This window comes from Corynebacterium sp. HMSC22B11 (assembly GCF_001815965.1).
Lineage (GTDB): Bacteria > Actinomycetota > Actinomycetes > Mycobacteriales > Mycobacteriaceae > Corynebacterium.
Window position 1 is genome coordinate 1 of the sequence record NZ_KV823473.1, and the last position, 19,577, is coordinate 19,577.

The window sequence follows — 19,577 nt, forward strand, 5'->3', positions numbered from 1 at the left end:
CCTCTGACTGCCGCCAATCTTTGCAACAGAGCCCCCGTGATCATGGCCTCGTCCAGCCCGCCGACGCCGTGGACGATGGCGCCGTCGACCGGCACTTGCTCGCCGTTTTTGACGATGACGACGTCCCCGGGCTCAAGTTCCCACAGCTCCACGATTTCTTCGCTGGGCCCATTGGGGCCCTCGCGGAGCACGCGGGCGGTCATGGGTGCTTGATCCACAAGATCGCTGAGGGCCTTGCGGGTCTTTCTTAGGGTTGCTGTCTCGAGCGCCTTACCCAGGGCGAAGAGGAAGGTGACGGCGGCTGATTCCCAATAGTTGTCGATGAAGACCGCGCCCACGGCGGCGGTCACGACGAGCAGGTCGATGCTGATCAGCTTCACGCGCAGGGCCTGCACCGCGCTAATGGCGATGCGGTAGCCCGCGATGACGGCAGCAACCAGCATGATCCACTCGATGCCGGTGATCCAGCTGATGGCGATGGCGATGCCCGATGCCACCACTGGTCCCCAGTTTTTCACAGCGGTTTTCGCTGTGTCAGGGGTGTTTTTCTTGCTCACATCTGCCTCTTTACGGTCATGCTGGCTGTTGGCTATCCGGCGCTTAGTAAGCGCTCGGCTTGGCGTTATAACCAACGTCCGCGACGGCACCGACGAGGTCCTTGACGCTCAACGCGTCGGCGTCGTAATCGATGATGATTCGGCCGGAACTGAACTTCACCTCGGCGCTGTCCACACCGGACATGCCGTTGAGTTTTGTCTCGATCTTGTTGACGCAGCTCGGGCAAGAGAATTCGTCGGAGCGGAGGACGATGTTCTTCAGGTTTGCGTTGGACATTGGGGTCTCCTTTTCCCTCGTGTGTGGTTTGTTTCCCCGTTCGTGGGGCTGTGCAAGGGGCTTGATTGCCTGGATGCTTCCTGGTGGTTGCTGTTGTTTCCTTGCTCCAACTCTCAAGTTATGGGGCCTTGCCACGGGCTTCCTTGACGCAGATCAAGTTGAGCGGAATTGGTGCTCGACCGGGGCAAACGCGGGCTTGCGGGTTAGGATCGGGAGCATGCCTTCACACTGCTCTGAGCCACACGTCTGCCCACCCGAGTTGCGGGATCGCGTGATGCAGCACTCCCCTCTCACCAGTAGTTTGGACGCCGCTGGGCGTACGGCATTCGATTCTCAGGTGGTCGCCCACGCGTGGGCCGAAGGCGAGCCACTGTACACGCAGGGTGAGCCCCTACGGGGGCTATATATGGTGATGTCCGGGGTGGTGCGGCTGACCCAAGCCACGGATCAGGGCCACGAGCTGACCGTGGATCTGTGCGGAGAGGGCGACGTGCTGGGCGCGATGATGCCAGGCGAGGTGCAGGCCACCGTGACGGCGTGGGCGACCACGACCGTGTGCTGCTTGTTCTTGCCGGCAGAGAAGCTGACACGCATGGTGGGCGCACATCCGCAGGTTGGGGCGGCGATGCTGCACCTGCAGCAACGCACGCTGCAGGAGGCGCAGACCCGTAAAGTGCACAATGCCACGGCTCGGGTGCGCAGCCGGGTGCTGGAGACGCTGGACTACCTGGACGGGAAGTTCGGGCGGAGCCTAAGCGACGGCGGCCGGATCCTCGAGGCTCCTATCCGACGGGAAGACATCGCGGGGATTGCGGGCACCACACTGGAGTCCACCTCGAGGGAGATGTCCACGCTGATCAAGGCCGGGGTTGTAGCCCCGGGGCGACAGCGGATTGAACTACTCAAGCCCCTGCCAGAAAAGTAATGGCTGGGTTTGGTCGCGCAGGTCGGCGTCCTAACAAAGAGTCCACCACGGAGACGGGAACGAGCCAGCTCGCACCCCCGCTAGTTGCGGAAGATTACGAAGCGCTGGATCAGGAAGTTCAACACCGTGGCGGTCCCCTGCGCGATCACGAAGGAGATTAGGCGCACGACCAGAGGCGAAAAAGTCGTGTGGCTCTCCAGCAGAGGGATTAACAACGGTTTATACAGGCCGACCTGCACCACAAAGGTCAGCGCATAGGTGGCCATCGTGATCACGAAGCGCTTGGTCGATGGCGCGGCGTTGAACGTCCAGCGCCGGTTAATCATGTACGCCGTGAGAGTCCCCAGGACGAAGCCAATAGCCTTCGAGCCGCTATCAGTCATCCCAACGACAAAGCGCAGGAATAGCGTCGAGCCGAGATCCACGATCGCGGACAGCCCGCCGGTCAGGATGAAGCGGAAGATCTGCTGGTTCAGGCCGATATTGTCCTTCACGACGACGTCGCCCGCCCCAGCCTCAGCGCCCGCCTCGCTGTTTGCCGACGCCCCGGCCCCCGCCGAGCCGTTCGCCGCTCCGCCCGCACCGCGCGCGTCGCTGGTCACGGGCTGTTCTGGGCGCTTGCTGGTCACTTGGGCTCCTCGGTTTCGATCTTCGGGACGACGTCGGCGGCTTGGCCTTCCGAATCACTCGACCCCTTCGGCCCCTTGTTGCGGAACGTCCAGAGTTTGTTGAAGAGGAAGTTCGCGGGAACCGCCACGATCACGCCGATGAAGTTACCCCAGTAGGAGCGGGTGCGCAGGCCGGTGGAGTTATCGAAAATGTGCTCTGGCAGCCCGATCGGCGAGTTCGTGTGCACCACCAGCGTGGACACCGCCAACGTAATCAGCAGCCCAAAAACGCCCACCGCCATGAACTGCGGCAACTGGATCCACCAGGGCTGCTTGTGGTGCCCCTTGAAGGTCCAGTAGCGGTTGAGCACGAAGTTCCACACGTTCGCGACAAGGAAAGCCAGCACCGAAAACAGGTGGTACCAGCGCACGTTCCACTGCGTGTTCAGCAGCTGGAAGAGCACCTCGAGGTCGTCGATGCCAAAGCCCTGGTCGAAGATCTTCTTCGACAGCACGAAGACCACCTGGTTGACCACGAAGCCGCTGGCGCCAACGAGGCCGAAGCGCAGAAACTGCCGCGCGATCGCCTTGGAGCGAGCCAAACGCCCCTCGGGCGTGGGCTTCGCAGCGGTGCGCGGCTGCGGCTGATTGTGGTCGTTGGGAGTCTCTGGCACGCAGGTTAGATTACGCGGGTTTCCTGCCTGATTGTTATTCCCTCGCCGCCTGCTCGGGCGTTAGATTGGCCACTCCGATACTGGCCAGGCGCCCCGTTGTGAAGACCGCATGCCTATTTTTTACGACGCCGCCCCCAACAGCTCCGCGGTCATGTCACGGTTCACAACCGCGCGGCCCCACCGCGCGCGCCTGCCGGCGGGGCCCGGCGGAGCCCGGCCCTGCTCCCGGAGTCCTCGTCGACCAGCGCCCGCAGTCCTGGCCGACCACCACCCGCGGTTAACCCTGCAGGCGGATCGGCACCCAGCGGGGCTGGTCGGGCTCGTTCTTCAGCCGGCGCTTGCGCACGGCCTCGAAGGCAGCCCAGTCGCGGTTCCAGGTCCGCACCCCGCGCGCCAACGCGAGCACGCTGGTCACGGCCTTTTCCGCGTCCTCGTCCAGGCCCTGTGGCGGGTGTCCCTCCACCGGTTCGATGGGTCGGACCTCTCCCCAGCCCGTGGACTTCTTGCCATTGGCTTCCTCGAACTCGGCCTTCGCGGCAGCAACCGCGGCCTCGGCCGCTTCCTGGCTGGCAGCGACGTCCACGAGGTGGAGCTCGCCTTCCGCCAGCCCGCCGTAGGTGATGTCCCCCTCCGAGTCCTCAGTGAGGAAGACCGGGTGCACGAGCAGCAGCCGCGCCATCGCGGCGGGGTCCTCGCGCCCCTCAATCCATTCGGCCTCCCCCGCGAAGCCCTTCACCCCGTCGGGGTCCAGCAGCCAGGCACCGGAGAAGTCGCCGCGCGTCAGCTCCGGATCGGTCTCGACCTGCCAGATCGCGGTCGTCTCCCCCACCCGGCAGGCGACGAGCACCGGCGGGTAGTACGTGATCGGGCCGGGCGTATCCTCCGGCCGATCGGAAGGCACCACCGCGAGAGTCGGGGTGGGCGTCAACGCCACGGCGCTCGAGCTCTCGGTACTCGCGGTCTCGGCACCGGACACTTCGGCACCGGAATTTTTAGCGCCAGGGACCTCGGCGCTGGGGTTCTGTGCTTCGCTGGCTGGGCTCATGGCCTCGATCTTAGCGACCGCCCCAGACACGCCCCGCCCGGCCGCCGGCTCAACCACACCGTTCTTGCGGGTCAAGGCTCGCCCCAGACACGCCCCGCCCGCACACAGACTCAACCGCGCAGCACCAGTCACCTCACCCGGCGACTAACCGCGTACCGCCCGTTCCTGGGTCTTCCGGTCTGCCACCACCGCGAGTGCACCAATCACCCCGGAGATCACGCCCCACGCGGCATTGGGGTACTCCACACCCCGCGATTCCAGCGCCTTCACGCCAGCCCGCTGGATCGCGCGATCGATGCGCACCCCCACCGTCACGGCAAGCACGAGCACCGCCGCCGCCCCAGGCAGCACCGCATAAGGCGGCAGGCTGAATACCCGGTCCCACCACTTCGGATCGTTCGGCGGCCAGATCTCCTCTGCGCCCTCCCCGTCCTCGTCAACCGCACCGCCACCAACGGCACCGTCATCGACCGCACCGTCGGGAAGGACGTCGTCGTTGAAGGCGTCCCCGTCGACGGCGACGTCCTCCCCCGCAGCCAGGTCGGCGACGTCACCGTCCTGCGGTACAAACCCCTGCTGGCGGGCGCGGGCGTCGTCGAGAAGCTTGCGCAACTCGGCGGTCTGCCTGCTCGCCTGCGAGAACTCCTCCTTCGCGAATTCCATTGTTTCGACGGTGGAACGCACCACATAGGGGGCGATCCCGGCGACCAGGGCCGCACCCCGGAGCCAGCCACGACGCCGGCCGGCGGGCAGGAAGTCCTTGATTCCATAGAACGCAGCCGTTCCTGCGGCAGCGGCCAGAGCTTCAAACGCGAGTGGTGGTTTCTTCATGCTCAGCATTTTACCCCGGCAGGCAGACACCCCCTTGGATGGACCGCAGCAGCTGGTGGGGCATGTCCTCAGCAGCTAGCGAGGCATGTCCGCAGCCCCGGCTAGAATCCCTAGGCATGGCAGGACTCTTCGAAAAAATCAGCACAGGCCTCTCCACTATCGTCAGTAAGCAGCCGAAAGAGCAGAAGGAACCACCGCTGCGGGTCGGCGGCGTCGGGGAGGAAACAACTTATGAGGCCGCGGAGCGCACGCAGCTGCCGTTGAACTCGTGGATGACGCGAATGATGGCCCAGGAGCTGCCGATCATGGACTCGGTGAGCCGCCAGCGGGTGCGCGACATCCTGCGCGACTACGACGGGCCGGAGATCACCAGCGTCGAGGAGCTCCCGGAGGAGATCCGGAAGATCATGGACCTGTACTAGAACACAAGAATTGAAGAACGAAGGATTCTTATGCGTTTTGCACTCGACGTTGTGGCCACGGCCGTCGCGCTGTGGCTGGTCACCCTGGTTATTCCTGGCGTTTCCGTGATGGGCGGCGTGGGCGCCTTCATTTGGGCCGCGCTGGTGTTCATGTTTGTCAACGCCTTCATCGCCCCGGTCGTGCGACTGCTGAGCCTGCCGCTGCGGATCCTCACGCTGGGGTTGTTCTCGTTGATCGTGAACGCGCTGCTGTTCTCGCTGGTCGGCTGGATCTCCAACGGCATCGGCAACGGCCTGGTGGTCAGTGGCTTCTGGGCGGCGTTCTTCGGCGCGATCTTCATGGCCATCGCCACCTGGATCGTGGAGGGCACGCTCAAGGCGATTGGCCTGCGCTCCGCCCTCTAACCTCGCCCGCGGCTCTCACGGGGACAACTCGCACCCCATCCGGCGCGCCACCTCTCCCGTCATCTCACCCTTGGTGCGACCAGGCGCGGCCCCGCGCATCCCCCGGCGCGTGAACCCACCCACCCGCGCGCTATCCGCGCGTTGTAGTGAGATACGCGACATCAAGGATTTGTACTAGCGAACCGACTGTTTTAGCAGGCTATTCGCAGGCTACGGCGCTACGCTTGAAACCCATGAGCATCCATACAACTACAAAGACCCTGACCGGTTGGGGCCGCACTCAGGCCACCACGGCAGAGGTGCTGTCCACGCCAGATGTGGAGACCATCGCGAAGGCCGTGGCTCAGGTCGCGGACGATAACGCGGATAAGCCCAGTCACCTGAAGCGCGGCGTCATCGCCCGCGGCATGGGCCGCAGCTACGGCGACCCGACCAACAACGCCGGCGGTCTCGTCATCGATATGCAGGAGCTCAACAAGATCCACGACATCGACCCGGACACGGCGATCGTGGACGTTGACGCCGGGGTGACGCTCGACCAGCTGATGAAGGCCGCCCTGCCCTACGGCCTGTGGGTCCCCGTCCTGCCGGGCACCCGCCAGGTCACCATCGGCGGCGCAATCGGGCCGGACATTCACGGCAAGAACCACCACTCCGCGGGTTCCTTCGGCAACCACGTCCTGTCCATGGAGCTGCTCGTCGCCGACGGCCGTGTCCTGCACCTGGAGCCGGAGGGCACCCCGGATGACCCGAAGGGTGAGCTGTTCTGGGCCACCGTCGGTGGCATGGGCCTGACCGGCATCATCCTGCGCGCCCGCATCGAGATGACGCGCACGGAGACCGCCTACTTCATCGCGGACACCGACCGCACGAACACGCTGGACGAGACTATCGAGTTCCACTCCGACGGTTCGGAGCACAACTACACGTACTCTTCCGCCTGGTTCGACGCGATCTCCGGCGGCAAGAAGCTCGGCCGCTCCACCATCTCCCGGGGTTCCCTGGCCACGCTGGACCAGCTGAAGGAGTTCGCCCCGAAGCTGGCGAAGGACCCGCTGAAGTTCAATGCCCCGCAGCTGATGACCGTGCCGGACATCTTCCCGTCCTGGACGATGAACAAGCTCTCCCTCATGGCGATCGGCGAGGCCTACTACATGATGGGTTCGCCTGCGCGGAACCAGATCCAGAACCTCACGCAGTTCTACCAGCCGCTGGACCTCATCGGTGAGTGGAACCGCGGCTACGGTTCCAAGGGCTTCCTGCAGTACCAGTTCGTCGTCCCGACGGAGGCTGTGGAGCCGTTTAAGCAGATCATCCGCGACATCCAGGCGTCCGGCCACTACTCCGCGCTGAACGTCTTCAAGCTCTTCGGTGAGGGCAACCGCGCGCCGCTGAGCTACCCGATGAAGGGCTGGAACGTGTGCGTGGACTTCCCGATCCGCCCGGGCCTGGGTGCGTTCCTGGATGACCTGGATCGCCGCGTCATGGAGTTCGGCGGCCGCCTGTACCTGGCGAAGGAGTCCCGCACTTCTGCGGAGAACTTCCACAAGATGTACCCAGGCATGGAGGGCTGGCTGAAGACCCGCCGCGACATCGACCCGACCGGAGTGTTCGCCTCCGATATGTCCCGCCGCCTCGAGCTGCACTAAACACCGACGAGCCTTTTTAAAGGAGTTATTTCATGATTGATGCTGTTGGAAAGCCACAGTCCATCCTGCTGCTCGGCGGTGCGTCCGACATGGGCCTGGCCGTGGTGGAGGAGTTCCTCTCCCGTGGCCCGGCGCGCGTGGTGCTCGCTGCCCGCGAGGGCGAGAGCTTGGACGACGCCACCCGCCGCTGCCAGGCCGCCGGTGCGTCTGAGGTGGAGACCCTGGCGTTTGATGCGGTGGATTTCGATTCCCACCCGGCGGTGATCGACAAGGCCTTTGCCGCTGGCGATATCGATATCGCGATCGTCGCGTTCGGCATCCTGGGCGATAACGAGAAGCAGTGGCAGGACCAGAAGCTCGCCGTGCAGGCAGCCCAGGTGAACTTCACCGGCGCGGTGTCCGTCGGTGTGCTGCTGGGCCAGAAGATGAAGGAGCAGGGCCACGGCCAGATCGTCGCCTTCTCCACCGTCGCGGGTGAGATGGTGCGCCGGTCGAACTTCGTGTACGGCTCCACGAAGGCCGGCACGGATGGCTTCTACCGCCTGCTCGGCGAGGCGCTGCGTGGCACTGGTGTACGCGTGCTGACCGTCCGTCCGGGCCAGGTCCGCACGAATATGACGAAGGATTTGGACGACGCCCCGCTGACCGTCGATAAGACCGACGCGGCGAAGGCGATCGCGAAGGCGGTGGACGATAAGAAGACGATCGTCTGGGTCCACCCCCTGTTCCGCCCGATCATGCTGGTGCTGAAGCACCTGCCGATGTGGGTGCTGCGGAAGCTGCCGATCTAACGGGATTGGCGTAGGAGCTCCGCGGAGAGCGAAACGGGCCAGCACGGTAAGCGTGCTGGCCCGTTTGTGTTTCCTAGCTACGGTGACGGCCTGCGCCGGGGCCACCGGAAGCTCGACGCTAGGCCGTGGTCACCAACAACACGACACTAGGCCGTGACCTTGGCGCAGACAGCGCCCCGGCTGGACGTCCTAGTCCTCGGCTTTCGGAAGGTCGCGGTGGGCGAGGACATGGCCGACGGCGTGCGGGATCGGGCTGATGAACTGGTAGGTCTTCGTGTGCTGGCGGGTACCCATCGCGATGCGCGGGGCTTCGCCGACGACCTGCATCGGGTTCAGGCCGGCGAAGCCGTTGGCCGCGGAGGCGTGGAGCACGTTCTTGGCGATCGCGCGGGTGCCCGGGGTGGCGGCGTAGCGGTTGCAGACGAAGTCGTCGATGTTGCAGATGTCGAGCACCCGGTCGCCGAGCTTGCCGTAGCCGCGCATGGCGCCGAGGATGCCCTCACCGTCGCGCAGCGTGCCGCCCTTGTGCTTGCTCTCTGGCCCGTTGTGCGGGTTGGCGATCAGCGCGGCGGTGGCGAAACGCTTGGCCGGGATCGGGCCGCGACCTGCGTTGATGTCCGCGATGATGTGGGAGGCGATGTCCGAGCCTTCGGAGAATCCGACGAGCGCGAACTTCGCATTCGGGCAGTGCGCGGCGGTCTGGGCGATGAGCTGGCGGGCCTTCGCGTAGCCCTGGCGCATGGACTGGTCGTAGCTCAGGGTGAAGAAGGGGGTTGATCGGTAGCTGACGGTGCGCTGGGCGATGCCGTGTCCGCTGAGCTGGTTGGCTACCTGCCCGACGAGGAAACCGTGCGGGACGGAGTCTGGCACACCGTCGACGGTGTTGCCGCCGCCGGGGATGGCGACCACCATGGTGCTGGTGCAGGCGCCCTGCGCGGTTGGGGTGAAGGCGAAGCCGGAGCCGACTGGGGCGGCATCCGCGCTGGCCAGCAGGCCGTTATTCGCCCCGCCCCCGATGGTGGCTGCCCCGCCGAGTGCGAGCACTCCGGTCAGTGCGGCGGCGGCCAGCTTTGCTGCGAACTTCTTCATCCCCACGGTTGTTGCGTCCTTTGGTAACTATGCCCGGATATCTACAAGTAAAACTTAATACATTATGAGTATTTTGGTTACTCGAGGCCGCTGGGCATGATACGCCCCTCTGACCGGCTGGCTTGTCTTCAGCTGCCGGTAGAGGGGCGGGGACCGTGAGGGGCGACGTCCCTGGGGAGGGCGTCCGTCATCGCGACGTCGTGGCTGACGACGGCGCCGACGACGTCCCTGCTCGCGGCGTTACTTGATGCGCGCGAGGTTGTGGACGTAGCCGTCGTAGGACTTGTAGGCGTAGTGGGTTCCACCGGCGAGCTGGCCGATAAGGTGGCGCTTCCCGTCGCGGCCCAGGAGGTAGAGCGGCGAACCGGAGTCGCCTGGGCGGGACGGGATGAGCCCGGAGACGTCCTGGGTCTTTTCGTTCACGCGGACGATGGGGCCGCAGGTCAGGCCGGTGGTGTTGCCTTCCTTGCAGGCGATGCGCCCGATCATGCCCTGGTGGACACGCAGCGGGGCGCCGAAGGGTGCGCTCACTGCACGGCGATGGATGGCGCGGGTCGCAGCACTGGCTGGCTGGTGGACTGGGTGAACCCGGTCCAGGTGGACAACGTTGTACTGCACCTTGACGTACGGCTTGAGGCGGAAGTAGCCGAAGTCGTTGATGAAGTGCCCACCGGGGCGCTTGTTGCCCTGGACGATGTGCCAGCCGGCTCGGACGTCGGCGGCGTCCGCGATGACCTGACCCTTGTGGCGGATCTGGGTGACATGGCCGGAAATGCAGTGACCTGCGGTGACGGCGTAGTTGACGTTGCCCTTGCGGACCACGTTGGTCACCGTGCAGGGGTTGACGGAGCCATCGGCGCGCTGGACCCAGAAGCTGGCGCCACCACGGATGATGCGGGACTGGTTGAAGCTCATCCCGTCGAGCCGAGCCTCTGAGCTGCCGAGGGAACTACCCAGGGAGCTGCCGCTGGAATCGCTGGAGCCACTCGAGCCACTGGAACCGCTGGATCCGCTGCTGGCCGCCGCAGCGATGGGCTGGCCGGTGCCCAGCGTGAGGCTGGTGGCGGCCAGGATGGTGGCCGCTGCTGTTGCGAGGCGCTTCACCGCATTCTTCAATGTCATCCCCTTGTGGCTGTGCTGCGCTGTCCCGGGTCGAGTAGCGCAGTTGGATAGAAGCCTTCACTTTACTTTTTATCAGGAAAATTGCAATAGATATTGTGCAACTCATATGCACAGCCACAGCTTACGCCGGGGCGTTAGGCCTCGGTGGGACGCGAGTGACGCGCAGTCAGATAGGCCAAAGATAGGCCACGAGCGCGGCATAGTTCCGTTGTCGCGCGGTAAAGATTCACCTGAGCTGGAGCATTCCTTTTTCGCCCGGCGCGTCGAGTGCGCCGACGATGCTGACAACGGAGCTAATCCCCGCCGTAATCGCCGCCGTCTCCGCCCTCAAACAGGAAGCTCAATCCGATGGCGAACGGCAGCATGAAGAGAATGAAGATGAATGTTTCATGCTCCCCAGCCCAGGCCTGCAGGCTATCGATGATCCCCATTGTTGCCCTCCAGTCGATTTTTCTCTTGAGCTCCCGCGCGCCAGCGAGCGCGGAGCCGGGAGATTTGCCCGACAAAACCGACAATAGCGCGCAGGCAGCGCGTGCGCGAGGGCTATGGCAGCCCCACCCTGCGCCGGATTAACGCTAGCTAGTAATCATCGCACTCCCTCAGCTCGGGGTTCTGCTCGTAGTAGTCGCGTAGGGGCGCGTTGATCTCCTCTTCCAGGATTTCTTCGGTTGCCTGGACGCGGGCGCGATTACCGGAGTCTAGGAGGAAGTGTTCGTCCATGTACGTCGCGCCCGTGTCTCGCTTGTGGCGCTCCCATAGCTCCGACTCAATCACCTCGATCCGTTCTGAAAGGAGATTCTCAAGCCTGTCGCGCTCCTCAGCCAGCGTCTCGTCATCTGTGGGCAGTCCCATCTCGCTGCGCGCGGCAATAATCGTCCCTAACTGAATCATCGTCCTTCATCTCCTCTGTTAGAAATGGGCGTTCCGCCCGGGCATCTTCGCTATCTCTTCCTCCGTGAACCGAGGTGCTTGCGGGTCACGGCGCTGCAATTCCTCAAAATACGGCCGGTGCGCCTCCTCCACCTTCTCTCCAAGGGTGCCCTTTGTCTTTTCGTCGTAGGTTCTCACGGTCTCCCTGCCGATGATCCCCAAAAACACCGCAGCGTTGACCAGGATCACCACCCCGATGCAGCTAAAAACAGCCGTGATCGTCCCCGAGATCGGCCCGCGCCCTCGATAAGAGCGGAGAGCCACCCAGCCGAGCACGGCGAGAGTCACGATACTCCAGAAACTCATTAGTCCCCCTGCCTCCGTCGAACCTTCCAGGCATCCACGAAGTTGCCCGATACATAAGAACTCGTGCGGTTTTCCATATCCGCTCCCTTCCCCTTGTTTTCTCGAGTTCGCCGACGACACTATCCCGCCGCGCAGTCAACGATCGCCACAGGGCGCCAAAATAGGCCATATGTTCGATTTCTAGCACGGGCGCCTCTCACGCGACGAAAAACGCAAAAAGAATTTTCTCCAACCACTCGCCGTGGCGCGGGACCTAACCCGTCGCCCCCCCACAGTGCATTCACCCCGGCCGCATCCCAGCACCCAGAAGCCCGCCGATTTCGCATAACGCGCGTTACACCATAATGTGAGACAGCGCACGCTTTCACGCTTTTTAGCAAGCTAGCGTTCAGGAAGAGCTGGTGAAACACCCAGAAACATCGTATTCTTCCCAGAAACGGCGTGATCCGCGCCACACCCCCGCCCCGATCGAGCAGGCCTCGCCGGGGCCCGCACTTTTCGCTCGGGAGATCCCCGCGCCGGAAACAGACCCAAGGAGGAACATTGACACCCAATCAAGTCGGCCTAGCGCTCGTGCTGCTAGGCGTGATGGTCTTGCTGGGCAAGACCATGCGCATCAAGTGGGGCTGGACCCAAAAGCTGTTCCTCCCTGCCTCCATCCTCGCTGGTTTCCTCGCACTCTTCCTCGGCCCTGAGGTCTTCGGCTCCATCGCCTCGGCTCTGGGCACGGATCGCTTCGCCGAGGGCGGCCTCTTCGGCGAGGAGACCCTCGCCGTGTGGAAGACCCTCCCCGGCCTGCTGATTTCCGTGGTCTTCGGTACCTTGTTCCTCGGCCAGAAGCTGCCGAAGCCGAAGGAAGTCGTGGAGCTTGCCGGCCCGCAGCTCTCCGTGGGTGTGGCCTTCGCCTCCGGCCAGTACGTCGTGGGTATCGCGCTGGTGACCTTCCTGCTCGCCCCACTGTTCGGCATCAACGAGGCCGCCGGTGCGCTCATCGAGATCGGCTTCGAGGGTGGCCACGGCACCGCCGCCGGTATGCAGTCCGTCTTCGAAGACATCGAGTGGGCTGAGGGCTACGACCTCGCCGTCGCCGTCGCCACCGTTGGCCTGCTCTCCGGCATCATCATCGGCGTGGCCGTCATCAATTGGGCCATCCGCACCGGTCGCACCGAGGTGATCACCGAGGTCAAGGACCGTTCCATCGAGGACCAGCGCGGTCTGTTCCGCCGCGACGAGCAGTACATGGCCGCGAAGATGACGACGCGCCCGTCCTCCGTCGAGCCGCTCTCCCTCCACGTCGCCTTCCTCGCCGTGGCAATCGGCGTCGGCGTGATCCTGCTGAAGGCCCTGCAGTGGATCGAGCAGATGCTGTGGATCGACAAGATCGAGCTGCTGAGCTACGTCCCGCTGTTTCCGATGGCCATGATCGGCGGTATCTTCGTCCAGCTGGGTCTGAACTTCCTGGGCTACGAGCACCTCATCGACCAGAACATGATGCTGCGCATCCAGGGTCTGGCCCTGGACCTGCTGATCACCGCCGCCCTGGCGACGATCTCCCTGCAGGCCATCGCCGATAACTTCTGGGCATTCCTGATCCTGTGCCTCGGCGGCATCCTGCTGAACGTCTTCCTGCTGCTGTGGCTGGCGCCGCGCTCCATCCCGGAGTACTGGCTCGAGCGTGGTGTCGGCGACTTCGGCCAGTCCATGGGTGTCACCGCAACCGGCCTGATCCTCATGCGCATCGTCGACCCGGAGGCGGAGTCCCCTGCCTTCGAGTCCTTCGGCTACAAGCAGCTCGTCTTCGAACCCTTCTTCGGCGGCGGCATCATCACTGCCGTGTCCATCCCGTTCATCATGGCGGTCGGACCACTCCCAGTCTTGGGTGTCATGACGGCGCTGTTCATCTTCGCCATCGCCACCGGCCTGTTCTACTGGGGCCGCAAGTTCGGCATCGACCGCTCTAAGGCCAATGGCGGCACCAAGGCCTTGGGCAACCACAAGGCCAACATGGAGGCCAAGAAGGCCGCCGCCGCTGCGCAGCAGCACAAGAACTAAGCCCCAACGGCTTCCCCCAAAGCTCAAGCCGGGTGCTCGGCGCGGAACTCTCCGCGCAGCACCCGGCTTTTGCCTTGCCCCCTCCAGGCCCCGCCCCGGCCCTGCTCGTCCTGCTCTGCTTGCCCTATGTGACCAGCCCCGGCTCTGCTCCTCCCCGTGGGCCACCGGCCCCGGCACAGCTTGAGCTACGCGAGCCACCAACCCCCGGCTCCGCTTGCCCCACGTGGGCCACCGGCCCCCTGCACAGCGTGAGGCACCTACCCCCTAGGCGACCCCGTCTAGTTGTCGCTCTGCGCCTTCTTCTCCTTCATCGGCTTCTTCGCATCCAGAGGCACAAACACGGTGAACAGCACAATAACCACCGACATCACCGCACCCACCAGGAAGGCCAGGTTCAGGCCGGAGGCCAGGCCGCCGACCGCGTCACCCGGGGTGCTATTCATGGCGCGCTGGGTGCCGAAAGTCATGATCGCGATGAAGATCGCGGTGCCGCCGGCAGCAGCCACCTGCTGGAAAGTATTGAGGATCGCCTGCCCGTGGGAGGCCAGGGCGTCCGGCACCGCGGCCAGGGCGTTACTCATCAGCGGGGTCATCAGCAACGCGATACCGATGTGCAGCACCACCGCGACCCCCGTCAGCGCCCAGAAAGAGGAGTCCCGGCCCAACACCACCAACCCCAGCATCGCGGCGCTCATCAGGATGGACCCAGGGATGGTCAACACGCGCGTACCCCGGGCGTCGTAGACCCGGCCCACGAACGGCCCCATCACGCCCATCGCCAAACCACCGGGCAGGATCGCCAGGCCCGACTGACTCTCCGAGAGCCCCATCACCTGCTGGGCGAACATCGGCATCAGGATGATGAAGCCGAAAAGCATGCTGAACGTGAGCAACATCAGAGCCAAGGAGAGCCGGTAGTTCCGCTCCCCCAGCGGGGCCAGGTCCAGCAGTGGCTCGCGCACTCGCTTGCCCGCACCCTGCTCTTCCGCAGCGGCCGACTTCCCGGCGCGGGCCTCGCGGGCGAGGGACCGTTGACGTCCGAAAAAGACCCCGAGAACCACAATGCCACCGACCATCACCGCAACGCGGGCCACCGGAATCCCATCGGCCAGGTCAGACAGACCAGCCATGCCGTACAGCGTGGCGGCGAAACCCACCGCAGAGAGGAACACCGAGGGCACGTCCAGGTACGGGCGAGTCGGCTCCTCGAAGTTACGAACCAGCAGCAGGCCCACCACCAGGGCTAGCACCACCAGCGGCAGCATCAGGATGAAGATCCAACGCCAGCCCAAAGAGTGCAGCACCAGACCAGAAAATGTCGGGCCCAGCGCCGGGGCCACCGCGATGACCACAGAGACCAGGCCGAAGACCCCGCCGCGGCGCTCCAGTGGAACCAGCCGCATGATCGTCGTCATGAGCAGCGGAATCACCAGCGCGGTGCCGGAAGCCTGAATAATGCGGGCGACCAGCAGCACCGGGAAGACCGGCGCCACAACCGCGAGCACCGTGCCCGCGAGGAAGAGCAGCATCGCCGCGGCGTAGACCTGCCGCAGACTAAAACGCTGCATGATGTAGCCGGTCATCGGGATCACCACGGCCATCGTCAGCATGAAGCTGGTGACCAGCCACTGCGCGACATCCGCGGTGATCTCGAAGTAGCCCATCAGCACCGGCAACGCGACCGACAAGGTGGTCTCGTTGAGGATGACCACGAAGGCCGCGGCGACGAGCACGCCGATCAGGAGCTTCGCGTTGGGTGCGGGTGTGTCGGCGGTGTGTGTGCCGCTGTTTTCGGCGCCGGTGCTAATGGCTTTCTCCTATTGTTCGAGTTCTTTATTTTTCTCCATGTCAGCGCGAATCTCCGCGAGTCGGGAGCTGGCCTTGACGTCGCGGCCAGCTTCCGCGATCTCGGTCATGCGGTCTTGAACCGAGCCCTCGACGAGCTCCTGGGCGCCCAACGCATTCGCGTAACGGGATTCGATCTTATCCCTGACCTTGTCCAGGGTCGGGACGGCCTCATCCGGGGCGAGGGCGGCGTCGTTCATGGAGGCCATCGACTTATTCGCGGTCTCCTGCATCTTCGCCTGATCGGCCTGCGCGCGCAGCTGGTTGATCTGGTTCAGCTGGTCCTGCAGGCGGGTTTCGGACTCCTGCTGCTGACGCTGTGCTTCCTCCGCGCTCCGGGACGCCGCCGCGTGCAGCTCCTTGGTCTCTTCCAGCTGCTGCTCAACGGTGACGAGGTTGGAGGCGAAGAGTTCCGCGGTCTGATTCAGCTCCGTCGCGCGGTTGGCGTCGCCCTCGGACTGGGCCTGGTCGGCCTGCTGGAGTGCGACGCGGGTCTTTTCCTGCAGCTCGGCCGCGTCCTTCTGGAGGCGGTTGAGCTTCATCTCCAGCTGGTTACGGTTACCGATGACGCTGGCTGCGTGCTCGGTGATCTTCGCGTGCTGCTGGCGGGCGGCCTCTTCGGCCTGACGGATCTGCACCTTGGGGTCTGCGTTCTCTTCGATCTTCGTGTCGAAGGAGGCCATCAGGTACTTCCAGCCCTTGGAAAATGGATTAGCCATGAGTATCGCTCCTCTAGTAGGTCGTGCGCCCCAGAGTAGACACGAATGGCTCACCGTGACCGCGCGGCGGCCAAGAAAAGACCCGCGTGGTAGCGCGGGCCTTAGTGCGGACAGGCGGAGGTTTAGCCCTCCTGCTGAGCCTCAGCCTGCTTCATCTGCTCCTCGACCTGCTTGCGGACCTCGTCCATGTCCAGCTTCTCGGCCTGGGAGATGAGGTCGTTGAGGGCCTCCTTCGGCAGCATGCCGGCCTCGCGGGCCAGCAGGACGCCGTCGCGGAACATCATGATCGTCGGGATGGACTGGATCTGCAGGGCTGCTGCGAGCTCCTGGTTAGCCTCGGTGTCCACCTTGCCGAAGGTGACCTCCGGGTGCTCCTCGGAGGTGGCCTCGAAGATCGGGCCGAAGCGCTTGCATGGGCCGCACCACTCTGCCCAGAAGTCCAGCAGGACGATGCCTTCCTTGCCGACGGTCTCCTGGAAGTTCTCGCCAGTGATTTCCTTCGTAGCCATGATCTTTCCTTTCGCTGAATGCGTTGTATTTTCCGCCCGGGGTGTCCGCCCGGCGCGGCGAGTATTCATCGTTTCTTTCTGTCCGGTGCAACGTCGGGTGCAGTTTGCTTTATTCCACGGTCGGCGCGCACAACATGAGTTACTTTGTTTTTTATGAGCATCCCGAACGCATCTTTCGCTGAAGCAGCACCGTCTGCCACCTATAAGGCCTGGAAGAAGCTGGCTAAGAAGCCGGCCGGCAACCGCCTGTTCTCCGTATTCGCTGCCTTCAAGGCCCCGTACTTCCTCACCGTGCTGCCGTATGTCAAGGATCTGCGCCCGGGTTACTGCCAGGTCACCGCGCCGAAGTGGTGGCTGGTCCAGAACCACATCGGCACCTTCCACGCCATTGCCGCCTGCAACCTCGCTGAGGTCGCGATGGGTATGCTCGCCGAGGCCTCCGTGCCGAGCACCCACCGCTGGCTGCCGATGGGCATGGAGGCGAAGTACCTGAAGAAGACCACCGGCCGGCTGACCGCCACCGCAACGGCCGAGCTGCCGGACTTCTCCACCATCACCCGTGAGACCGGCGGCCAGGAAGTCCCGGTGAAGATCCACTTCGAGGACTCCGCCGGCGTGGAGTCCACCTACGCGGAGATCAAGATCTGGGTCACCGCCAAGAAATAGGCCCGGTTCAGCCCTGGGGCCAGCCCCTTCACCGCCAACCAGCGGGCTGTACCCGAGGGCAACCCGTCCCCTAAGGCAACCCGTCCCCGAAGGGCACCCCGCTACCCCTGGAAGGCGAACCAGCGGCCACCCACCCGGTGCAGCTCGACGTCCATGTCGTAAAGCTCCCCGAGCTTCTCGGCAGTCAGCGCCTCGTCCACCGGCCCGCTGGAGAGGATGCGCCCGTCCTTCATCAACAGCACGTCCGTCGTGGACGCCGCGATCTCCTCCACGTGGTGCGTGATCAGCACCGTTGCCACCTCGGGTCGGGCCTCACGCAGCCGGTCCACGACATGCAGTAGGGTTTCCCGTCCCGGCAGGTCCAGGCCCGTCGAGGGCTCGTCCAGTAGCAGCAGCTCCGGCTCCGTCACCAGGGCGCGGGCGATCAGGGTGCGCGCCCGCTCCCCCTGGCTCATCTGCGGCCACCGCCGATCGGTGCGGCTACCCATCCCCACCAGCTCCAGCAACTGGGTGGTGCGCTGCTTCATCTCCTCGGTGTAGTCGAAGCGCTGCACGTAGCCATTCGACCCAGACGCCCCGGAGAGCACCGCCTCGTAGGCCGTGATGTCCCCCAGATTCTTCCGCGGGTCCACGTGCCCGATGCGTTTGCGCAGCTCCAGGGTGTTAACTTTCCCCATCTGCTCGCCGAGGATCTCGACGGTCCCGGTGGTGGGGAAGGACTGCGCCCCCATGAGTTTGAGCATGGTCGTCTTTCCCGCGCCGTTGGGCCCGAGGATCGACCAGTGCGTGCCCGCGGGGACCGTCAGGTCAATCCCGGAGATGAGGTCCTTGCCATTGCGGGTCACGGCCACCCCCGAGATGACGATCGCCGCCGGCCGCTCCCCCGTTGCTGCAGTGTTCGCGTCGCTGTGATCCATGCCTCATAACCCTACGCCGTCGACCAGACACGCCCGCAGACCCCCGTCCCCTTATCCGTTTCGACTGCCCGTTTCTGTTGCCGGGGCGCGGTGTTTTTCTTCCTTATGACGACGTCAGGGCGAAACCCAGCCACCAGGCCGCGCAAGCCACCCCGAGCATGCCCACGGCCACCAGTGCCGCCACGCCGTAGCGGCGGGCCGCCGGGCGCGGCGACGCAGCAGGATCGGCGGCCTCAGGGGGCGCGAGAAGGTCGGTGACCAGCCCAACAGCCACGGTGGAGAAGGTGGTGAAGCCACCCAGGAAACCGGTGCCTAGCACGAGCACCGCGGTGGCTCCGCTCACCGGGACCGGCCCCAGCGGGAACTCGTCGAGCACAGCCTGCCCCTCCCCCGCGCCGGTGGCCGCGCCCATGAGCAGGCCCAGCAAGAAACTGCCAAGCGTATTGATCACCGTCAGGCTCGCCAGCGCGGGGATGTGGCGCTTGAGCCAAGTGTCCATGCCCCAGCGGGTGAGCGCACCGAGCCCACCGGCAATGGCCATGAGAATCACCGCGCCTGCGCTATAGCCAGCCATCACGCGCCACCCCCGAGGTCGCTCTGGTCCGGCTGCCCGCCGGAGCGCTGGCCCGCGCCCTGCTCGACGGACCGGGAAGTCACACTCCCGGGCTGGCTGGCGGCGCGGCCGGCAGCGATGCCGACCGCAGCCGCGCACACGCCCAGCACGATCGTGGCCGCGAAGTAGCCGAGGACGGCAACGGCGCCGACGTCGTCGCTAATAAAAGCGACCGCACCCGCGAGGGCAGAGTAACTGGTGAACGCCCCGCAGAAACCGGTACCAAGCAGGAGTTTCTCCCGACCCGCGAGGAACAAAACCCGCCGCGGGTGAGAGCCCGACCCCGCGGCCGCACCAGCATCCTGAAAGAACGCGCTCACAAACCCCAGCAGCCCTGCGCCGAGCACATTCGCGGCCAACAACCCCCACTGCCCGGCCAGGCCACCCCCGCCGGTGCTGAGCGCATCGGTGAGCAACCAGCGGGCCAGGGTGCCGAGCAGGCCGCCGGTGAACACGAGCAGAGCGCCAATCACGCTGTTCAGCGTACCGGCGCCCACGAAATGTGAAAACTCGCCCCACAGCCAGCGGCAGAGGCTCACTGCACTGCAGTCAATCGCCGTGCCGGTCGAAGGCACGGGCCGGAGTGCATGACGCGTCAACTGCATGGAAATATGTTTAAATGAAT

23 protein-coding genes and 1 pseudogene are annotated in these 19,577 nt (G+C 64.7%); 7 read left to right on the plus strand and 17 right to left on the minus strand.

The features are described from left to right. Nucleotides 1-443 (minus strand): annotated as a pseudogene (locus HMPREF3088_RS01290) (cation-transporting P-type ATPase); the annotation flags it as partial. A gap of 157 nt (nucleotides 444-600) precedes the next feature. Further along, nucleotides 601-834 carry a heavy-metal-associated domain-containing protein gene (locus HMPREF3088_RS01295; protein ID WP_070757847.1) on the minus strand — a complete coding sequence of 78 codons (234 nt, stop codon included), beginning with the start codon at nucleotides 832-834 and terminating at the stop codon, nucleotides 601-603. Between the two features lie 274 nt (nucleotides 835-1,108). On the opposite strand from HMPREF3088_RS01295, the gene HMPREF3088_RS10455 reads away from it, so the two are divergent. Then, entirely contained in the window at nucleotides 1,109-1,759 is a 651-nt protein-coding gene (locus HMPREF3088_RS10455; RefSeq protein WP_070757849.1) for a Crp/Fnr family transcriptional regulator, read from the plus strand. Between the two features lie 80 nt (nucleotides 1,760-1,839). Here HMPREF3088_RS10455 and HMPREF3088_RS01305 read toward each other — a convergent pair whose 3' ends face one another. From HMPREF3088_RS01305 to HMPREF3088_RS01320, 4 genes are all read right to left on the minus strand, one after another. Next, nucleotides 1,840-2,388, minus strand: a complete 549-nt coding sequence (locus tag HMPREF3088_RS01305) for a GtrA family protein (RefSeq protein ID WP_083317294.1) — start codon at nucleotides 2,386-2,388, stop codon at nucleotides 1,840-1,842. Beyond that, nucleotides 2,385-3,041 (minus strand): GtrA family protein, encoded by a 657-nt coding sequence (locus HMPREF3088_RS01310; protein ID WP_070757851.1) that lies wholly within the window; start codon nucleotides 3,039-3,041, stop codon nucleotides 2,385-2,387. Before HMPREF3088_RS01310 ends, HMPREF3088_RS01305 begins: the two co-directional genes overlap by 4 nt. Before the next feature lie 277 nt (nucleotides 3,042-3,318). Beyond that, entirely contained in the window at nucleotides 3,319-4,161 is an 843-nt protein-coding gene (locus HMPREF3088_RS01315; protein WP_246817980.1) for a hypothetical protein, read from the minus strand. 69 nt (nucleotides 4,162-4,230) lie between these two features. Beyond that, nucleotides 4,231-4,917: a hypothetical protein gene (locus HMPREF3088_RS01320; protein ID WP_070757962.1), complete on the minus strand. Its 687-nt coding sequence runs from the start codon at nucleotides 4,915-4,917 to the stop codon at nucleotides 4,231-4,233. Between the two features lie 116 nt (nucleotides 4,918-5,033). Between HMPREF3088_RS01320 and HMPREF3088_RS01325 the strand changes: the two genes are divergently transcribed. The 4 genes from HMPREF3088_RS01325 to HMPREF3088_RS01340 all read left to right on the plus strand — a co-directional run bounded on the left by HMPREF3088_RS01325 (nucleotide 5,034) and on the right by HMPREF3088_RS01340 (nucleotide 8,184). Beyond that, nucleotides 5,034-5,339, plus strand: a complete 306-nt coding sequence (locus HMPREF3088_RS01325; RefSeq protein WP_210398566.1) for a hypothetical protein — start codon at nucleotides 5,034-5,036, stop codon at nucleotides 5,337-5,339. Between the two features lie 30 nt (nucleotides 5,340-5,369). After that, nucleotides 5,370-5,744, plus strand: coding sequence for a phage holin family protein (locus HMPREF3088_RS01330; protein ID WP_070757855.1), 375 nt, complete (start codon nucleotides 5,370-5,372; stop codon nucleotides 5,742-5,744). Nucleotides 5,745-5,977: 233 nt separating this feature from the next. Further along, nucleotides 5,978-7,393, plus strand: coding sequence for a decaprenylphosphoryl-beta-D-ribose oxidase (locus HMPREF3088_RS01335; RefSeq protein ID WP_070757857.1), 1,416 nt, complete (start codon nucleotides 5,978-5,980; stop codon nucleotides 7,391-7,393). 32 nt (nucleotides 7,394-7,425) lie between these two features. Then, entirely contained in the window at nucleotides 7,426-8,184 is a 759-nt protein-coding gene (locus HMPREF3088_RS01340; RefSeq protein ID WP_070757859.1) for a decaprenylphospho-beta-D-erythro-pentofuranosid-2-ulose 2-reductase, read from the plus strand. A gap of 189 nt (nucleotides 8,185-8,373) precedes the next feature. On the opposite strand, the gene HMPREF3088_RS01345 is transcribed toward HMPREF3088_RS01340, so the two are convergent. The 5 genes from HMPREF3088_RS01345 to HMPREF3088_RS01360 form a co-directional block, all read right to left on the minus strand. After that, nucleotides 8,374-9,273, minus strand: coding sequence for a cutinase family protein (locus HMPREF3088_RS01345; RefSeq protein ID WP_246817981.1), 900 nt, complete (start codon nucleotides 9,271-9,273; stop codon nucleotides 8,374-8,376). A 240-nt stretch (nucleotides 9,274-9,513) separates the two neighbouring features. Beyond that, nucleotides 9,514-10,395: a chymotrypsin family serine protease gene (locus HMPREF3088_RS01350; RefSeq protein WP_070757863.1), complete on the minus strand. Its 882-nt coding sequence runs from the start codon at nucleotides 10,393-10,395 to the stop codon at nucleotides 9,514-9,516. Between the two features lie 293 nt (nucleotides 10,396-10,688). Next, nucleotides 10,689-10,910 (minus strand): hypothetical protein, encoded by a 222-nt coding sequence (locus HMPREF3088_RS10310; RefSeq protein ID WP_141759414.1) that lies wholly within the window; start codon nucleotides 10,908-10,910, stop codon nucleotides 10,689-10,691. Nucleotides 10,911-10,974: 64 nt separating this feature from the next. Beyond that, nucleotides 10,975-11,286, minus strand: coding sequence for a hypothetical protein (locus HMPREF3088_RS01355; RefSeq protein ID WP_070757865.1), 312 nt, complete (start codon nucleotides 11,284-11,286; stop codon nucleotides 10,975-10,977). Nucleotides 11,287-11,304: 18 nt separating this feature from the next. After that, a complete protein-coding gene (locus HMPREF3088_RS01360) occupies nucleotides 11,305-11,613 on the minus strand; it encodes a hypothetical protein (protein WP_141759415.1) in 309 nt (102 codons plus the stop codon). A 561-nt stretch (nucleotides 11,614-12,174) separates the two neighbouring features. On the opposite strand from HMPREF3088_RS01360, the gene HMPREF3088_RS01365 reads away from it, so the two are divergent. Next, nucleotides 12,175-13,683, plus strand: coding sequence for a sodium/glutamate symporter (locus HMPREF3088_RS01365; protein WP_246817982.1), 1,509 nt, complete (start codon nucleotides 12,175-12,177; stop codon nucleotides 13,681-13,683). Between the two features lie 278 nt (nucleotides 13,684-13,961). On the opposite strand, the gene HMPREF3088_RS01370 is transcribed toward HMPREF3088_RS01365, so the two are convergent. From HMPREF3088_RS01370 to trxA, 3 genes are all read right to left on the minus strand, one after another. Then, entirely contained in the window at nucleotides 13,962-15,416 is a 1,455-nt protein-coding gene (locus tag HMPREF3088_RS01370; RefSeq protein ID WP_070757869.1) for an MFS transporter, read from the minus strand. A gap of 84 nt (nucleotides 15,417-15,500) precedes the next feature. Then, nucleotides 15,501-16,247, minus strand: a complete 747-nt coding sequence (locus tag HMPREF3088_RS01375; RefSeq protein WP_070757871.1) for a PspA/IM30 family protein — start codon at nucleotides 16,245-16,247, stop codon at nucleotides 15,501-15,503. A 122-nt stretch (nucleotides 16,248-16,369) separates the two neighbouring features. Beyond that, a complete protein-coding gene (gene trxA / locus HMPREF3088_RS01380) occupies nucleotides 16,370-16,756 on the minus strand; it encodes a thioredoxin (protein WP_070757873.1) in 387 nt (128 codons plus the stop codon). A 153-nt stretch (nucleotides 16,757-16,909) separates the two neighbouring features. Here trxA and HMPREF3088_RS01385 point away from each other — a divergent pair, with 153 nt between their 5' ends. Then, nucleotides 16,910-17,422 (plus strand): hotdog fold domain-containing protein, encoded by a 513-nt coding sequence (locus tag HMPREF3088_RS01385; protein WP_041628537.1) that lies wholly within the window; start codon nucleotides 16,910-16,912, stop codon nucleotides 17,420-17,422. A gap of 101 nt (nucleotides 17,423-17,523) precedes the next feature. On the opposite strand, the gene HMPREF3088_RS01390 is transcribed toward HMPREF3088_RS01385, so the two are convergent. The 3 genes from HMPREF3088_RS01390 to HMPREF3088_RS01400 all read right to left on the minus strand — a co-directional run bounded on the left by HMPREF3088_RS01390 (nucleotide 17,524) and on the right by HMPREF3088_RS01400 (nucleotide 19,425). After that, nucleotides 17,524-18,339, minus strand: coding sequence for an ABC transporter ATP-binding protein (locus HMPREF3088_RS01390; protein WP_070757875.1), 816 nt, complete (start codon nucleotides 18,337-18,339; stop codon nucleotides 17,524-17,526). 103 nt (nucleotides 18,340-18,442) lie between these two features. After that, complete coding sequence (locus tag HMPREF3088_RS01395; protein WP_070757877.1) at nucleotides 18,443-18,913, minus strand: fluoride efflux transporter FluC; 471 nt, start codon at nucleotides 18,911-18,913, stop codon at nucleotides 18,443-18,445. Continuing rightward, a complete protein-coding gene (locus HMPREF3088_RS01400) occupies nucleotides 18,913-19,425 on the minus strand; it encodes a fluoride efflux transporter FluC (protein ID WP_246817983.1) in 513 nt (170 codons plus the stop codon). Before HMPREF3088_RS01400 ends, HMPREF3088_RS01395 begins: the two co-directional genes overlap by 1 nt. Between the last annotated feature and the right edge of the window lie 152 nt (nucleotides 19,426-19,577).

Coding starts and splice junctions, on each gene's coding strand:
- HMPREF3088_RS01295 (WP_070757847.1), bottom strand. CDS start 834: ATGTCCAACGCAAACCTGAAGAACATCGTCCTCCGCTCCGACGAATTC.
- HMPREF3088_RS01355 (WP_070757865.1), bottom strand. CDS start 11,286: ATGATTCAGTTAGGGACGATTATTGCCGCGCGCAGCGAGATGGGACTG.
- HMPREF3088_RS01320 (WP_070757962.1), bottom strand. CDS start 4,917: ATGAAGAAACCACCACTCGCGTTTGAAGCTCTGGCCGCTGCCGCAGGA.
- HMPREF3088_RS01375 (WP_070757871.1), bottom strand. CDS start 16,247: ATGGCTAATCCATTTTCCAAGGGCTGGAAGTACCTGATGGCCTCCTTC.
- HMPREF3088_RS10455 (WP_070757849.1), top strand. CDS start 1,109: ATGCAGCACTCCCCTCTCACCAGTAGTTTGGACGCCGCTGGGCGTACG.
- HMPREF3088_RS01325 (WP_210398566.1), top strand. CDS start 5,034: ATGGCAGGACTCTTCGAAAAAATCAGCACAGGCCTCTCCACTATCGTC.
- HMPREF3088_RS01385 (WP_041628537.1), top strand. CDS start 16,910: ATGAGCATCCCGAACGCATCTTTCGCTGAAGCAGCACCGTCTGCCACC.
- HMPREF3088_RS01335 (WP_070757857.1), top strand. CDS start 5,978: ATGAGCATCCATACAACTACAAAGACCCTGACCGGTTGGGGCCGCACT.
- HMPREF3088_RS01345 (WP_246817981.1), bottom strand. CDS start 9,273: ATGAAGAAGTTCGCAGCAAAGCTGGCCGCCGCCGCACTGACCGGAGTG.
- HMPREF3088_RS01350 (WP_070757863.1), bottom strand. CDS start 10,395: ATGACATTGAAGAATGCGGTGAAGCGCCTCGCAACAGCAGCGGCCACC.
- trxA (WP_070757873.1), bottom strand. CDS start 16,756: ATGGCTACGAAGGAAATCACTGGCGAGAACTTCCAGGAGACCGTCGGC.
- HMPREF3088_RS01330 (WP_070757855.1), top strand. CDS start 5,370: ATGCGTTTTGCACTCGACGTTGTGGCCACGGCCGTCGCGCTGTGGCTG.
- HMPREF3088_RS01395 (WP_070757877.1), bottom strand. CDS start 18,913: ATGGCTGGCTATAGCGCAGGCGCGGTGATTCTCATGGCCATTGCCGGT.
- HMPREF3088_RS01340 (WP_070757859.1), top strand. CDS start 7,426: ATGATTGATGCTGTTGGAAAGCCACAGTCCATCCTGCTGCTCGGCGGT.
- HMPREF3088_RS01390 (WP_070757875.1), bottom strand. CDS start 18,339: ATGGATCACAGCGACGCGAACACTGCAGCAACGGGGGAGCGGCCGGCG.